General features: G+C 41.4%; 9 protein-coding genes. 4 read left to right on the top strand and 5 right to left on the bottom strand.

The annotated features are described in order from the left end of the window. From ACZFYI_RS04900 to ACZFYI_RS04890, 3 genes are all read right to left on the bottom strand, one after another. The coding region (locus ACZFYI_RS04900) for a hypothetical protein (protein WP_462523000.1) at nucleotides 1-685 on the bottom strand (685 nt) is incomplete at its 3' end. 94 nt (nucleotides 686-779) lie between these two features. Then, nucleotides 780-1,529 carry a hypothetical protein gene (locus ACZFYI_RS04895; protein WP_462522999.1) on the bottom strand — a complete coding sequence of 250 codons (750 nt, stop codon included), beginning with the start codon at nucleotides 1,527-1,529 and terminating at the stop codon, nucleotides 780-782. Next, on the bottom strand, nucleotides 1,519-2,130 hold the full coding sequence (locus ACZFYI_RS04890; RefSeq protein ID WP_462522998.1) for an RNA polymerase sigma factor: 612 nt from the start codon (nucleotides 2,128-2,130) through the stop codon (nucleotides 1,519-1,521). Before ACZFYI_RS04890 ends, ACZFYI_RS04895 begins: the two co-directional genes overlap by 11 nt. Nucleotides 2,131-2,297: 167 nt before the next feature. Here ACZFYI_RS04890 and ACZFYI_RS04885 point away from each other — a divergent pair, with 167 nt between their 5' ends. The 4 genes from ACZFYI_RS04885 to ACZFYI_RS04870 all read left to right on the top strand — a co-directional run bounded on the left by ACZFYI_RS04885 (nucleotide 2,298) and on the right by ACZFYI_RS04870 (nucleotide 6,177). Continuing rightward, nucleotides 2,298-3,791 carry a nicotinate phosphoribosyltransferase gene (locus ACZFYI_RS04885; protein WP_462522997.1) on the top strand — a complete coding sequence of 498 codons (1,494 nt, stop codon included), beginning with the start codon at nucleotides 2,298-2,300 and terminating at the stop codon, nucleotides 3,789-3,791. Continuing rightward, a complete protein-coding gene (gene prs, locus ACZFYI_RS04880) occupies nucleotides 3,769-4,680 on the top strand; it encodes a ribose-phosphate diphosphokinase (RefSeq protein ID WP_462522996.1) in 912 nt (303 codons plus the stop codon). The genes ACZFYI_RS04885 and prs overlap by 23 nt, the downstream gene beginning before the upstream one ends. 36 nt (nucleotides 4,681-4,716) lie before the next feature. Then, a complete protein-coding gene (pncA, locus tag ACZFYI_RS04875) occupies nucleotides 4,717-5,340 on the top strand; it encodes a bifunctional nicotinamidase/pyrazinamidase (RefSeq protein WP_462522995.1) in 624 nt (207 codons plus the stop codon). A 66-nt stretch (nucleotides 5,341-5,406) separates the two neighbouring features. Next, nucleotides 5,407-6,177 carry a DUF2490 domain-containing protein gene (locus ACZFYI_RS04870; RefSeq protein ID WP_462522994.1) on the top strand — a complete coding sequence of 257 codons (771 nt, stop codon included), beginning with the start codon at nucleotides 5,407-5,409 and terminating at the stop codon, nucleotides 6,175-6,177. A gap of 3 nt (nucleotides 6,178-6,180) precedes the next feature. Here ACZFYI_RS04870 and ACZFYI_RS04865 read toward each other — a convergent pair whose 3' ends face one another. Next, entirely contained in the window at nucleotides 6,181-7,206 is a 1,026-nt protein-coding gene (locus ACZFYI_RS04865; RefSeq protein ID WP_462522993.1) for a PorP/SprF family type IX secretion system membrane protein, read from the bottom strand. 57 nt (nucleotides 7,207-7,263) lie between these two features. Then, nucleotides 7,264-16,950, bottom strand: coding sequence for a T9SS type B sorting domain-containing protein (locus ACZFYI_RS04860; RefSeq protein ID WP_462522992.1), 9,687 nt, complete (start codon nucleotides 16,948-16,950; stop codon nucleotides 7,264-7,266). Nucleotides 16,951-17,111 lie beyond the last annotated feature (161 nt).

Raw genomic sequence — 17,111 nt, 5'->3', positions numbered from 1 at the left:
TTACCACCCCATCAGTCAATTCAGCCTCATCCAATTCAGAATCAGATACATTCTTGAACCAGTTTATGGCATTTATTTCAAATAGTGCAAGTGGATTATTGATTCTATCGATGGTGAAGTAACTGTCGTCCCTTTTTTCAATTTCCACTTCGAAATCAATCTCATCTCCAAAAAACTCGAATTTGAATGGCCTGGAAGTTCCGTCGGCAGCATTTATTTTTCCTTCGAAATAGATACTTGGTTCATTTTTGTAATCAATCAAGTCTATTTCCAATTCGATTTCTTTGTACTCGCCTTCAGGAATGTTGATGAAAAAATCTGTTGACTTGTCCAAATCATCAAAAGTGATTTTTTGGATGTCTTTGAATTTTATTTCTATTTCACTGCCGTCATCGTCACTGTCATCATCGCTATCATCATTGTCACTGTCGTCATCATCCATACCATTTCCTCTCCCTTCGAGTTCCAGTTCCAATTCTTTGATCTGTATAAAACCACTTTCGATACTGACTCTACTGTTCATGGTTCTTGCATTTTCGGCATTGAGGCGATTGTTTTTCAAGACAAAAGCAATTCCCATTTTACCTTCTCCAATACCCGGGATTTCATCTTCAGGGTTGCAGGAGGAAAAAATAAGGATGATAGCCAATAACATAGGTGCTAAATAATTTTTTAATGTTTTCATAGTTGAATGTTTTTAGTTTCGTTTGTTGGTCGAAGCTGTTTTTTAAAATGTAACCACCGAATCCAGTTTATTTCAATTTTTTTTCTGATTTAAATCAGGGTTTGAAAACCTCTATGACTTTCAACTTGACCCAATCCTTTTGACCAAATGATTTGTGATAGGAATGAGTAGGGTCAGAGGTTATTTTTTGCATGAAGAATAGTGCCTTATTATAATTTTTAGATTTCAAATGACTTAAAAAGAGGTAATAGTCTGTTTCATCCTCAAAAAGTCTATCTGTGCTAGACGAATTGATTTCCTCCAATTTATTTAGATACATCAGGCTATTTGTAAAATCTCCCAATTCAAAATACGAGACTCCGGCAAGGAATAGATTTTTTCTGTTATTATCCTTTAGGCTAACTGATCTGATTACTGAATCCCAATTTTTATTTATAAAATCATTTTCTAGCCTTTCTCCTTCCTCTCCGTTAGATCTCATCGTTGGGATTTGATAAGCTATATATTTCTCTTCGTAGAGGTTTTCCGGCAGGTTTTGAACCCAATATTTACCTGCGATCAAAATAAGGGTCAAAGAGGCAGCAATTCCAATCCACCATTTAAGGGGACTAAATTTTACAATTTTCGCCTCAGAACGATTATTTGTAAAATCCTGGTGAATGTCTTGGATAGTTTGCCTATAACCCGACGAGCGGATACTTTCTCTGGTGATTGCAAGAATACCTAGCAGTTCTTTTAAATTATTATTTTCCTCAAGTTCTGATATGAGTTTATCCGTTTCTTCCTTGTTTAGATTACCATCAAGGTGATCATCCAAAAGGGCTATATGTGTATCATCCTGCATATTGAAGCGCGTTTTTTATGGTTGAGTATGTTTTTTCGTCAGATTGGACTTTTTCAATTAGACTTTTTAGGCATTTGTGTTTTTTGTTCCTTAAAACCTGTTCGTTGGAAAATGCTTCTTTCTCCATGATTTCTTTCATTGGCAGGTTTTCGTAGTAGAAAAGAAGGAGGATATTCCTGCATTTGTCGCCAAGGGACTGAAAAAGTTCCATGATCAATTTATGGCTTTCATGCCTTTCTAAACTTTGGCTGATATCCGCTGTGATCATATCCTTGGACTCTTCAAATATTTCATTTCTGATTTCCATACCTTTCCTTTTTCTTAATTCACTGATCCATAAGTTTCTTACAATTGAATAAAGGAAGGACTTCACACCGGATTCTTGTCTGAATTTATCTTCTTCCAAGACTTTGATAAAGACCAAGAATGTTTCCTGTATAATGTCTGCTGCATCGTCAGCGTTTCCGCTGTTCTGAAGAACATAACTTTCGAGGTACCTATAATGACTTTCATACATAAACCTGATGGCTTGGTTTATATTTTTCCTGTCTTTAATGGCCTGTATTAATTCTTGGTCTGAATATTTTTGATTTTCTTTCATTCCCTTATAACTCTTTGTCGTAGCAGTTTAATGATTTGTAACCTTTACTCTTACACAATTTCAAAAGAATTACGAATAGAAACCATAATTTGTATTTCTGTTTTGCCAAGTCAGTATATTGCAAATTGAATAAAAAGAAGCAGGTTAATATTTAAGAAGTTTTTCTCATGAAAATCACAAAGGATTTATACCAGGGATCATTGGCCTTATTGACCGATTTTTATCAATTGACAATGGCTTATGGGTATTGGAAATCCGGAAAAGCAGAACAGGAAGCTGTATTTAATCTTTTCTTCCGCAAACATCCTTTTCAAAGCGGATTTACGCTTGCGGCCGGATTGGAATATGTCATTGACTTTTGCCGAAACTTCCATTTTGATGAGGATGACCTGACTTTTCTCTTGCAGATGAAAAATGCTGACGGATCTACCACTTTTGAATCCGAATTTATTTCCTACCTGCGGAAAATGGAATTTAAATGCAGCATTGAAGCTGTCGAGGAGGGAACCGTTGTATTTCCCCATATTCCAATGATCAAGGTGACCGGACCTTTGATTCAATGTCAATTATTGGAAACACCTTTATTGAATATTGTCAATTTTCAGACCTTGATAGCTACCAAAGCAGCGAGGATTTCATTTGCTGCACAAGGTGATCCGGTGATGGAATTTGGTTTGAGAAGGGCACAGGGGATAGATGGTGCTTTGGCGGCAAGTAGGGCATCCTATATAGGTGGTTGTGCCTCGACAAGTAATGTCTTGGCAGCAAAGTTATTTGGCATACCCGTTTCAGGTACACATGCCCACAGTTGGATCATGTCATTTGATACCGAACTGGAGGCCTTCAAAGCCTATGCGGATGCCTTTCCCGATAAGTGCGTATTTTTGGTCGATACTTATGATACCATCAGCGGAATCCGCAATGCTATTGAGGTTGGGAAATTGCTGAAGGAAAATGGAAAAGAATGGCTTGGAGTTCGAATAGACTCAGGGGATTTGGCATATTACAGCAATATTGCCCGGGAGATGATGGATGAAGCAGGCTTTCCTGATGCGAAAGTAGTGGCATCAAATGACCTGGATGAGCATATCATAACCTCTTTGAAAATTCAGGAAGCTTCCATTGATATCTGGGGAGTAGGAACTAAATTGGTGACAGCCTTTGACCAACCTGCTCTCGGTGCAGTATATAAATTATCTGCTATCAGGACCCAAGATGGAACTTGGGAGCCCAAAGTGAAAGTCTCCCAGCAATCCATTAAGATCAATATTCCCGGAGACCATAATGTCGTCCGATTCAGCAAAAATGGAAAAGCAGTTTCTGATATGATTTTTTTGGAATCCAAAGATTTGACTGAAGGAGAATTTGTCATCATCGATCCCATTGACCCCACCAAAAGGAAGAAGATCAAATCAAAAGGCCTTGACCAGGAAGTTCTTCTCAAACCTATTTTTGAAAAGGGTAAAAAAATATATGCCATGCCTAACATCCAAGAGATAAAAGCCAACGCAGTGCGTAACCTTGCCCAGTTTGACAAGGCTTTGAAGCGTCTTGTCAACCCCCACATTTACCCCGTTGGGTTGGAAGAGAACCTTTACCAGCTTAGAAATGAACTGGTTTTCAAAATGAAAAATTACGATGGAGAAGAAAATAATATTTAGCATTCCGGATTACAAATACCTCCAAGAAGAAGTGTTGCAGCTTGGTGACTTCGAAAGAGGCATCATCGAGGTCAAGTTATTTCCCGATGGAGAGCGTTATCAGCGCATTGTGACTCCTGTGAATGGCAAGGATGTAGTCCTTATCGGAGGGACGATTTCAGATTCGGATACACTTGAAATTTATGATTTGGCCTATGCTCTGATCAAATATGGTGCAAGGTCCATCCAATTGTTTTTCCCATATTTTGGATATAGCACCATGGAAAGGGCTGTGAAAATAGGAGAGGTGGTGACAGCCAAATCCCGTGCGGTGATGTTTTCCTCCTTACCAAGAACAAGTTTGGGAAACCATTTCATTTTCTTTGACCTGCATTCTGAAGGTATCCCTCATTATTTTGAAGGACAGGCCTTGATTAATCATATTTATTGCAAACAAATTATCACCAAAGCAGCCATGGAGCTTGCAGAGGATGGATTTGTCATGGCCTGTACTGACGCAGGTAGGGCAAAGTGGGTAGAATCTTTGGCCAATGAAATGGGAGTAAATGCCGCTTTTGTGTTCAAAAGGAGGATTTCCGGAGAGAAAACAGAGGTCACGAGTATATCTGCTGATGTGGAAGGAAGGGATGTGGTTATTTATGATGACATGATCAGAACAGGTGGCTCGCTCATCAATGCCGCCAAGGCCTATAAATCCGCCGGTGCAAAAAAAATATTTACCATTACAACACATGGCTTGTTTACCAATGATGCCTTGCAAAAAATCAGAGAATCCGGGGTGATCGAAAAAGTCGTTTCTACCAACAGCCATCCAAACAGCTTCGCTTCCCAATCTGATTTCCTTCAGATTGAGTCTGTGGCTCCTTTGATCCTAGAACAATTGATTTAAAAACCTATAATCACATGATCATTTACCAAACCATAAATGAAAGCATTACTCATAATAGATGTTCAAAATGATTTTATTCCGGGAGGAACCTTGGCAGTAAAAGAAGGTGATCAGGTCGTACCTATTATCAACGAACTTCAGCAAAAGTTTGATTTTATAGTAGGTACACAAGATTGGCATCCTTTAAATCATGGCAGTTTTGCAGCCAACCATCCTAAAAAAAAAGTAGGGGAGTTTATCGACCTGAATGGTGTCCAACAGATATTGTGGCCGGTCCATTGTGTTCAAGGTACCAAAGGAGCAGAATTTCACCCTGATTTAAAGACTGATAAATGGAAAGCTGTCTTCCAAAAAGGGACTAACCCAATGGTTGATTCTTACAGTGGATTTTTTGACAACAATAGGATGGGGGATACAGGGCTGAGTACTTACCTCAAAGAAAATGGGGTAAGGGAAGTTTATGTCTGCGGACTGGCAACAGACTATTGTGTCAAGTTTACAGTATTGGATGCAATTTCCGAAGGGTTTAAAACCACACTGATTGCTGATGCCACTCGGGCGGTTAATATCCAGGATAATGATGGTTTGAATGCCGTAAAAGAAATGTCGGAAGCCGGCGCAAAAGTTGTTTTGACGGAGGAGATTCTATATTTCTCGTGACTAAAGGTACAATCGGAATTGATGACCTGTTATAATTTTGTTTTCCAATAAAGATAATTATCCTCTATGAAACATTCCTTGAATTCCTTCGCATTGACAGGTTTGATTTTTTTATTTTTTACAGTTTCAGTCTTTGGTCAAAACAACCGGCAAACAGAAAATAATACTATCGGATGGTATGCCTTTTTTGCAAATTATAAATTGGATGACAAATGGAGCATCCATGGTGAATTCCAATGGCGGCGGACGGATTGGATTACCAATCCGCAGCAGAATTTATACCGCATGGGTATAAATTATAAAATCCATCCCCAAGTAACTTTCCGAGTGGGATACGCATTTATCGACACTTTTAATTATGGAGATCAGCCTCTTGCCGGAAATGGAATCAGATTTCCTGAACACCGGGCATACCAAATGGCTATTATCAATAATCCAATTGGGAAAGTAAATCTTACCCACAGGTTTATGCTTGAACAGAGATGGGTGGGAAGAAGCCTTGACCCTAATGCCACCAAGGCCGATGAATATGTGCACCTAAACAGGATCAGATACATGTTTAGAGCTGACATTCCTTTGGTCGGACCTTCTTTGGAAGATAAAGAGCCCTACTTGGCCGTATATGATGAGATCATGATTGGTTTTGGTAAAAATGTCAATCAAAATGTTTTTGACCAAAATCGCTTGGGAATCCTTGCGGGATATAGGTTTTCAGGAAATTTTAGAATTGAAGGTGGTTACTTCAATCAAATTGTTCAATTCGGTAGGCTTGTCAATGGGAAAAATTACTTTCAAAATAATAAAGGGCTTATCATAAATTCATATTTCAACTTTTGATCATTAGAATCTAAAGCATGGAATGATGGTACTTCTTCTGTTTCGCTGATTGGGATCACCGTAGAGGAATGAGTATCTGATTGAAATTTCGTGCGCACCTCCTGAACTGCTAAGGGCAAGTTTGGAAGTGGTAAAGTCAAAGCTATATCCAATATCAAGTCCACTTTCCAAAGTCATTCCAATCAATGCGATAAATGCTTCATTGTTTGGCAAAGAATATTTGACCGGAAATCCCCTGTACCAAACACCTAGCACCAATGGTTGGATGAAAAATTGGGCACCTACATCCAATTGGTTAAAAGGATCCTGATGCTTGTAGTTGAAAGCAAGAAAAGCAGATCTTTCCTGTCGGGAATTGTTGAAATAATTGTTGATCAATCCCTCACCTAAGTCGATTTTCAGTCCCCCATGTGCGGACAATTTCATGGGAAGTTTGCTGATGTTGCCATCAAGGAAGGAAGTGTTTGGCTGCGTCAGATGGTGTCCTGACACACCTACCCAAACTGTTTCGGTATGGAAAAGCATCCCAAAATTGAAATCCATAAACTGATGTCTATAATCGTCAGAGAATAATTCCCCGCTGAAATCATCCACAATACCTCTGCCGATATCCAATTGTGATCCAAATACCAAGTCACCAAAATAAGCATCACGTGAAATATAACTCGCCTGACCACCAAACCTAAGGAAAGATTCATAGCCAAGTTGTAACCTATATGAGTATGTCAATCCTATTTCATTCGTACTTAGTTTTGCCATACTTTCTCTGTTACCATTGAAAATCAACCCTATTCCGCTATTGATATCAAACATATAGTGGTCGATATAAGCAGAATAGGAGTTGAATGAATGGTCAAGTCCCGGCCATTGGTTTCGGTAATTGGCACCCACTCGGGTAAGTTCAGATGCTCCGGTAAAAGCAGGATTCAGAAACAGTGGTGCTGCATAAAACTGCGAAAACTGCACATCCTGACCGCTGACCTCATGGGTCAGGAAGAGTATCACAAAAAGGTATAGTATCTTTTTCATATATTTCAGGACCTCATTTTAAATATGACTTTTTGATTCATTTGGGTTTTATCTGTTTTAAAGGACTAGGGTAAAGACTCCAGTTTGACTGCCTTTTTCTCCGTCGACGGCTTTGAAAATTATTTTGTATACGTAGTTTCCGTTTGGACTCATAGTACCATTGAGCCTGCCGTCCCAGCCTGCATCTTCCTTGCTGAAGGCTGAGTAGACCAATTCTCCCCACTTATTGAAAATGTGCAGTTCAAAGTCATCGATACCCCGCATCTTGGGGATAAAGGTATCGTTCAGACCATCGCCGTTTGGAGTGAATGCATTTGGAACCAATATCCTGTAAGAACCAAATACCTCTATTTCCATTTTGGTGTCAGATACGCAACCCAATTCGTCGAAGGTCTTGAGGGAAATGGTATATTTTCCTGTCTTTGAATAGGAATGGATAGGATTCTGCTCATTGCTCTTGGTACCGTCTCCAAAATCCCATTCCCAAGCAATCACCTGACCAAGCGTGGCATCATTGAATTGTACAGGTTCGTTGACCAAAATCTCGCCCTGCATGTCGATGGAAATGACGGTATAGGTAAAGGAGGCATCAGTAAATGCAATAGGCATGGTCACTTCTTTGGAAACTTCAACCAAACAACCATTCCTGTCAGTGACGATGGCTGTGATTTCTCCATCTTCATAGAAATTGGTCTCTTCCACATTGGATGAACCAGTATTCCATTCGATGCGGTAATCAGGTGTTCCTCCCTTGATAACCAGCCAAGCTACTCCTGTCAATTCCCTTGTTTCGCAATTGACATCAAACCTTGTGAATAACCTTACCTCCAATAGTTCAGGCTGTTTGATTTCAAATGATTTGGTAGCAATACATCCATTGTCATCTGTGATGCTTACTGTATAGGTACCCGCACCAAGGTTGGATCTGCTAAGTGATTCGATAGGAGTATCTGCCCAGGTAATTTTGTATGGCTGAATTCCTCCCTGAACATCCAGATCGATAAATCCATTTTCATCACCGAAGCAATCCAACATTTCAGAATGGGTACTTTCGATTACAATTGGATCCGGTTCTGATACCACAAAAGTCCCACCTGTTACACAGCCGTTTCTATCTGTAATCAATACATTGTAGGTGTCAGGGGCAAGGTTTCGAACTATCCTGCTGTTAGGCCCATGTGACCATTTGTAGGTATATGGTGCGGCACCTCCGAAGACGTTGAGTGTAATGGAGCCATTGTTGCTTCCTGCACATTTACTGTCTTCAACAGTTTCCCTGAAATAAAGCAACTCTGGTTCACGGATATTATAGGTTCCAGTCACAATACATCCCAGAGAATCTTCTACGGTTACATTATATGTTCCCGCTGCAAGGTTGGTGGCTGCCAACTGCCCTTCGAGGCCATTGCTCCAATTGATTTTATATGGTGCTTTTCCACCGGTAATTCCGATTTCTATCAATCCATCCATACCGTTGAAACAAGAGACCGCTTTAATATTCTGAAGGCTTATCCTCAGGTTTAAAGGCCTTTCAATTTCAGTAGTTTGGGAAACAGAACATCCTTTGGCATCGGTCACGATCAAGGTATATGAGCCGGGAAGCAAATCAGTTATAGTGGAAGAAGTAGCTCCATTTGACCATGAATAAGAATAAGGAGCAAGTCCGCCTGAAACCGTCGCTACAATTTCGCCTCTCTCACCATTGGTACAGACGGCAAACTTACCAGCCAACTGCAGGTCCATCGGCAAAGATGGAGGTGGGACAGTATAATCTCCTGCCACAGTACAGCCATTGGCGTCTGTAACAATGACAGCGTAATTTCCCGGTGCAATTCCAATCAGATTTTGACTTGTAGCACCATTTGACCATGCAAAAGTATATGGAGCTGTACCACCTGTCACCGTAAGGTTCAATTCGATCAATTGATCAAATTCACAAAGCTCAGTAGAACTTGAAGCTGAAATGGCCAATTCATTTGCTGGTTCGGTGATGGTATAAGTTTCACTGACTAGGCAGGAACTTTCATCGATGATAAACACGGTATAAATTCCGGCCCGAAGACCAGTAAGTTCCGTTCCGGTCATCCCATTGCTCCACTGTATGTTGTATACTCCGGTTCCTCCGGTAATATTGACCTTGATGCTTCCATCATTTCCGAATTTACAAGAGACGTTCTGACTTGATTCCAAAGTAACTGCTATAGGAAGCGGTTCTAGTATTTCGAATGTTTGGCTTACAATACAACCGTTACTGTCTCGAACATTTACAGTGTAGGATCCACCTGATTTTCCGTTGATAGCACGGGTTGTTTCACCTGATGACCATTGATAAGTGTATGGAGCGGTGCCGCCTGATACAATCAGATCAATACTTCCATTGTTATCACCTGCACAGCGTACATTGGATATGAGAGGCTGGACAGCCAAAGGTTCAGCAGGTTGTGTGACTGCATATTCTCTTATAGAGGCGCATCCTAAAGGATCTATGATAGTCGCTACATAAATGCCGGCTGGTAGATTATTGACAATATTTCCTGTTCCAACAGATGTCCCTGTGGTTTTTTCTACCCAATTGACCGTAAAGCTTCCGTTTCCTCCACTGATAGCCAAAGAAACGCTGCCGTCACTTCCGCCAAAACAGCTTACAGGATTGACTGTTTCTACCACCAAAATTGGGGCAGGTTGGATGATGATTACATTGCTTCTCGCAATACATCCATTGGCGTCTGTGATCACAACCTCATAGTTGCCGGGAGCCAAACCAGTCCTGTTTGCTGTAGTATTTCCATCCGACCATCGGATAGTATATGGGGCAGTGCCTCCAGAATACAGTACTTCTGCAGTTCCGTTGTTTTGATTGAAACAGCTGACATTTGCTTTGTTGACTACAAGGGTGAGTGGAGTCGGTTCAGAAATGGTGATCTGCTTTACAGGGGAAGCACATCCATTGGCATCAAGTACATATACATTGTATGTATTTGGTCTAAGGCCATTTGCGGTGAGTGCCGGAAATTGGATTCCGTCTATGACTAAAGTGTAACCTGGTTTCCCGCCTGAACCTACGACAGTAATGGAGCCATTTTGTGAACCAAAGCAAGTGATATCAGTGAATGTGGAAGTGAAATCAACCGGCGTGGTGTCCGCAATTACAAAATCCCTGGAGACTTCGCAATTGTTTTCATCCACCACTACCAATGTGTAAACTCCTGCAGGTACACCTGACAAATCCTGACTGGTTCCAACAACTGCATTAGAAGAATCCAACCAGCGGTAGGTATAGCTTCCTGTTCCACCGGTAATGGTAACTTTTACTTCCCCATCCGAGGAACCATAACAGGTTACATCAATGATTTCATCTTGGATAATCTCAATTGGGGTAGTATCGATGATAGTGACGGTATTTATCCATTCACAACCTTTTGCATCGATTACCCTGAGGTTATACGTTCCCGGTGACAAATCCGTGAAACTGATGTCGCCACTTGGATCAACGGTATATTCAACCCCATCCAAGTAGGCCAAATAGGAACCATTTCCTCCGGAAATGCTCAGGTTGATGTCTGATAAATCACCAAAGCAAAGCACTTCATCCAGATAATCCACAGTGACTGAAAGTGGCTGTGCCGGTTGGTCGATTACAACTTGGATGACATCTGATTTACAGGTGCCATTCAATGTAAAGGCATTGTATGTTCCGGCTGTCAAGCCGGTTACAGTATTTCCTGAAATTTCTACACCATTAAAGAAGATCCTGTATGTTGAGAATGCGCCGCCTGATGGGGTAAAGACAACTGTCCCATCACTTCCTCCAAAACAGGAGACCTCTGTAGTGACTGCATCAAGCACAACTTTTGAAGGTTCACGGATCTGAACTGTCTCTACCACATCTGTACAACCCCCATCAGAAACAGTATAAGTGTAGTAACCTGCTGTCAATCCAGTTATAGTGGTTTGGTTATTGGAACCGGGAATTGGTGCGAAAGTCGTATTGTCAATGGAATAGGTCCATGAAATGGCATATGGCTTGGTACCTCCCGTAATTTGTAAATTGATTTCAGATGTCCCGCCAAAGCATAGAATATCAGAATAGGTGGCGGCTGCCTGTAAAGCAAAAGGCTGGCTAAGAGTTTTTGGTGGAATTGCGACTGAACAGCCATTTGCGTCTACTGCAGCAAATGTGTAAGCCACCAAAGCATCTAGGTTATTGAAAACCACCACTTGGTTTTCATTTGCCAAATAGTTTGCTCCTTGGAATGTAATGGTATAAGGAGCCGTGCCTCCGGTCAAAGAAAGAGAAATACTTCCGTCCCCGGATTCGAAGCAACTCAAGTTGGTGGATGTATAATCCAAAATACTTAGAGGAGCTGCAGGCTGGGCCATGGTGATATTTACATCCGGAGAAATACAACCTTTTACATTGTCCACAGCATAGACTAGGTAGTTGCCTGCTTTGGCTTGGAAAGTATTTCCAAATATTTGGCTGCCATTTACAAAGTAGGTGAAATTGGTAGAAGCACCGGATGTGGCTTGGAGTGTGACCAAAGCCGATTCTCCGTAACATTGGATGTCAGCTGCAACATATGTCAAGGCAACTGCGCTTCCGTCAGGTATGATAACTGTATCTGTGACCACTGTGCAGCCATTAGATTCTTGAACAGAATATCTATATTGACCGGCATCTACATTGCTAAGTCTATTTGTGGTTTCAGGTAGCGTTTCCCATGTGCTGGTACCAATATTGAATTTTTCCCATGCGTATGTATAAGGTCCTGTACCTCCAACTGGAGTCAATTCAATGAAAGTCGTACCCCCTAGACACAGAATGGTTCCTTCATCTGAGCTGACGCTGAATGTTCCCGGCTCAGTTATAGTGAAAAGGCTACTAGTCTGACAAATGTTGTTATTGTCGAAAACCTCAAGAGTATAGTCGCCTGCAGCAAGTCCTGAGAAAGAATAAACTGTGTTTTCGGTTAGGTTGTTAAGGGTTTGGACAGGACCAGAAACAGGGGTCAGCGTTGCCCGGTACAATGGTCTTCCACCTGTGATTTCAAAATCTATTCCGCCTGTATTTGATCCAAAGCAATTGGCATCTGTTTTATTCAAATTGAATATTTCCAAAGGCCTGTCCGGTTGGCTGATTACCACCAGTTGAGGATCAGACTCACAGCCAAGGTTATCTACTATTTTGATCTGATAATTTCCTGTGGCAAGTCCAAAGAATGAAGTCTGAACTCCCTGACTAGCACCATTGATGAAAACAGTAAATGACCTTCCACTTTGAACGACAGGACTCAATATTTCAATGATTCCGTCATTGATTCCAAAACAGGAAACATCCTGGAAATTGAAATTGAAATCAGGTTTGACAGGGGAGATGATGGTGAAAGTACCTGTGTTATCAGGACAACCTGTATCATCAATAGTCCATACATAATCACCTGCAGGTAAATCATCAAAATCGAATGTGCCGGAATCCACATTGTTAAGTGTATTTGTATACCCATTGATGGATGTAACAGTAAGGGTTTTTCCCGGAGATCCTCCCGTAAAGGTGATGCTGAATGACCCAAATTCCCCTTCGCAAATAGGTTGTACAAAAGATTCTGTAATCAGAATTTCATCAGGTTGTTCGATGATATAATCAGGAGATTCTATCATACAACCACCTGCATAGGTGATTTCCATAAAATAAGTTCCTGCAATCAAAGACCCTAAGCTTGCTTGGGTTATCGGAATTTTACCTCCGATTAGGGTTCTTCTATACCACTGAACTGTGATGCCTGTGGTATTTCCGGAAACCTCAAACCTAATGACCCCATCACTTCCTCCATAGCAAGTAACATCTTTTTCCACTTCTGCATCAAATACCGGAGGGTTTGGCTCATCAATGGTAATGGTTGAAAAATCCTCACATCCTGCGGCATCAGTGACTTTGACGTCGTAAGTTCCGATTGGTAATCCTGATAGAATTGCGTTGGTGATAACCTGCCAAACTCCACTATAAAAAATCGAATAAGTGTAAGAAGGAACACCGCCAAATGCCGACAGGAACAAAATCCCGGATTCACCCGGACAACTTGCATCCTGAGGATTGGTAAAGAGTTGCAAAGGGTTTTTTGGACCTGTGACACTATAGGTTTCGGAAACCATACACGCTCCTCCAAGACTATATTCTACTCTATAGAATCCAGGAGTCAAACCGGAAACAGTTGTAGTATTTTCTGCTATTTGTGTATTGGTATTTAATTCAATCCACCTGCTGTAACTCACCCCGGGAATCCAGCCAACAAAGTCGACTTCAATTGAGGCATCGTTATAGGCACAAGTAGGGGCACTGATATTGACTAGATTGATTTCCAATGGATCAGGTTGGGTGATTTCTATATTTTCCAATCTGAATTGACAGCCATTAGCATCTCTAACTGTGACCGAATAGAAGCCTGCAGGTAGATTGTTTGGGTTTTGATTGATAAATCCATGGTCCCAAGCAAAGAAATATACGCCTGTACCCCCAGTAACATTGATAGAAATCCTACCATCATTTCTTCCATAACAGGAAACTTCATCTTTGCTGACCAAAGAAACCAATAGGGGATCAGGGGCATTGACATCCACCACAAGCTCTCTTGAACAGGAGTTGGCATCTGTGACGATTACCTTATAGGTGCCTTCGCCGATATTTGACAATGTTTGCGATGTACCTGAGATTGGGGTGAATAAACCCGGAGAGACTTCTCTTTCCCAATTAATGGTATAGACAGGATTTCCTCCTCCTATTTGAACTTCAATTCTTCCATCTGTGGAATCGTGGCATTTTGGCTCTACCACGTTAAGTAGGTTAATAATAATGCCACTCGGTGGCTGACTTACCAAGATATCCTTCAATTCTTTGAAACAGCCATTTGCATCCGTTACGGTCACATTATATAGGCCTGCCGCAATAGCATTGATATTTTGGGAAGTTGCTGTAAAACCTGAAGGACCTGTCCAGTCATAGGTATAGCTTCCTGTGCCACCACTGACTACGATATTGACGCCACCTGTATTTTCTCCAAAGCAAAGAATGTTGGATACACCATCCAAAGCAAGAACCAATTCAGGAGTAGGAGGGATGGTGAAAGTTTGCTGTACAAAGCAGGAATTATTGCCCAAATCAAACACTTTTACGGTGTATTGACCAGGTGCAACATTGGTTAAATTTTGATCTGTTGATATGATGGTTGAAAAATTTCCTGCTTCAAACCAGTTTACACCAAGATTTCCGGTACCTCCCGCTATATCAATGGAAATTCCTGCATTGTTTTGGCCAAAACAGGTTTCAGAGGAAATGACCACATTGCTGATAGTGATTTCAGGAAGTGAAGTCACATCAAAATTGAGGTTTGGAACCACACAGCCATTGGCGTCTCTGATCTCCACAAAATTATTGATTGAAGCTCCCAAGCCACCGATAGTTACCGAGCCTATTGAAGTAGTGGTAAAAGCACCGCCGTTAAGTGAATAAGAATAAGGGGATGTACCTCCCGAAATCGTGAAGGAAACAGATCCGTCAGTTTCTCCGAAACACGCAACATCCACCACCACAGGAGGGCTTACCTGAAGTGGAAGCGGTTCAATAACAGTATATTCTTTAGAAACCGAACAACCGTTTTGGTCAGTAATAATTATTTTATAGATACCGCCATTCAGGTTGAGCAAGTCAAGAGATGTCTGGCCAGGCATGTCCTGAAACGTACCCAAAATTGCAATTTGCCATTGATAAGTCAATGCGCCTGTTCCTCCACTAGCCGAAAGACCTGTGATAGACCCGTTTCCATCTCCGGTACAAAGAAGATTTTTGATGACCAGGTTGTTTTCGTTGATGCTTATACCTGGAGGATTTACTACATCCACGAATTCTGTAATCTTACAATTCACCCCGTAGGAAACCACCACTTCATATTGGCCTGCCGGCAAATTGTTAAAAGTGACGTCATTGCCGCTTTTGATTTCCCCGTTTGCAGAAACAGTAAATGAAGTTACATTGTCAGCAATTTGAACCCGGATGCTTCCATCATTTCCTCCAAAACATATTGGATTGACAGGTGTATAGGTAACCACAGGCGCTGCCGGAACCGGTACTACAACACTATATATTACTTCACATCCTTTGGAATCTCTAACCCTTACCGTGTTAGTACCGGCAGGTAAATTAAAAGCGGTTGCTGTTGTTTCGCCGTTGCTCCAAAGGTAAGTGAAGCCTCCCCAGCCTCCCGCCAAATTGAAAACCCGGGCTGAGCCATTATTTGAGCCGGCACATGCTAATCCATTTAATAGCTCGATTTCACCAGTTATAGGTGCTGGAGGTCCGGTGATGGTTACATTGAGGTCAACGAAACATCCTTCTTTGTCAGAAACCCTTACGGTATAATTTCCGGGAGCAAGGTTATTTACGGTTCTTGTAGTTTGACCTGTACTCCATAAATACTTATAGCCACCCCATCCCCCAGATCTATTTACTGTGGCTGATCCATTGTTTTGGCCAAAACAAGTCACTGTATTGGTGCTCACTGAAGCTGTTAAAGCGCTTGGAGGTGCTGGTACATTTACAGTATAATCAAGCGTACATTCCGGATAATTGACTCCACCGTGCTTTACCGTGATCGTATGGACACCTGGCCCAAATCCAGTGAATGTTCTTGTTCCTGATGTAGCGCCTATTGAAATGGTTTGGCCGGTAACTGCGACAGTCCCATCGGGTCTTCTTATTTCGACAACCACATTTGCAGGTGGAAATGCGAATCCCATGAAAAGGCGGTTGACGTCTATTTTGATAGTCCCGTCTGTATCCCCAAAACAGGTGACCCCCTCGGCAGAAGGAATGGCCACTAATAGCGTCTCATTTCCAATATTGAATACCAATTCATCAGGACAATCCACCAACCTATACTGGTCAATGATCTCCAAAACATAATCCCCTGCAGCTAATTGGTCATACCTGACCTGTCCTCCCGGAGCTGGAAGCCAGCCTGTGACGTAGGTGCCGTCTGACCTTCTGATTCTGAATTCAACAGTGCCGGTAAACCCTGAAGCATCAAATGTGATTCCTCCATTTTCAATACAGGTCTCCGGAAAAGTTCCAACTCCCGCGCCAGGAGTCAATACGAGAGGTTCAACTTCTTCAATTTCAATTTCAGTCAATTCCTTACATCCGGTCGCATCAATTACCTCTACAAGGTATTTGCCCGCAGGAACACCGCTCAAATCCAAATTTCTTCCGCTGATGACATTGGTTCGGACTAGTGTATTGGATTCATCAAAAAAATTGATGGTAAAAGGAGGGATGCCATTTTGGATAGTACCGTAAACCCTACCGAAAGTTTCGCCCTGACAAGCCTGATTCTCGGCATATAATATATTGAGTATGAAATTCGTGCTGCCTTTGAAGTTGATGACTTCAGTATAGGTGTTTCCTGCATTGTCAGTTACAAAAAGTGTATAATCTCCGGCTTGTGCTTGGGTTATGATACTGAATTGACTTTCGCTTAATCCAGCATCTGTCTGTATTACCTCGCCTCCAAAACTCCAAACATAAGTATAAGGAGCAACTCCGTTTCTGACCCGTATCTCTGCTTTCTTCTCACATTCGGAAAAAACAAATACGTCCTTGATGATCGGTGCTGCGAAACTTTCGTTGATCTGAAAGATTCCCGAAAGAAAAAACACCAACCACAACAAATATGATTTAGAGTAAAGTTTTCTCATACACGTTCAACTTTTAATTGATCTTCCATTGAGTACTTGGGCAATTATTTAGTTTTTTAATCAATCAGCCCCAATTTTGGATCTTAAAGCATCTCGTATGAGTACTTTTCTGGAATTCTGCCAATAATCACATGAATTTGGTTCATGGGATTTTGGAGAAT

It is taken from the genome of Aquiflexum sp., assembly GCF_977115555.1.
The sequence above is the reverse complement of the archived record's forward strand: the minus strand, read 5'-3'. Positions and strand labels throughout refer to the sequence as shown.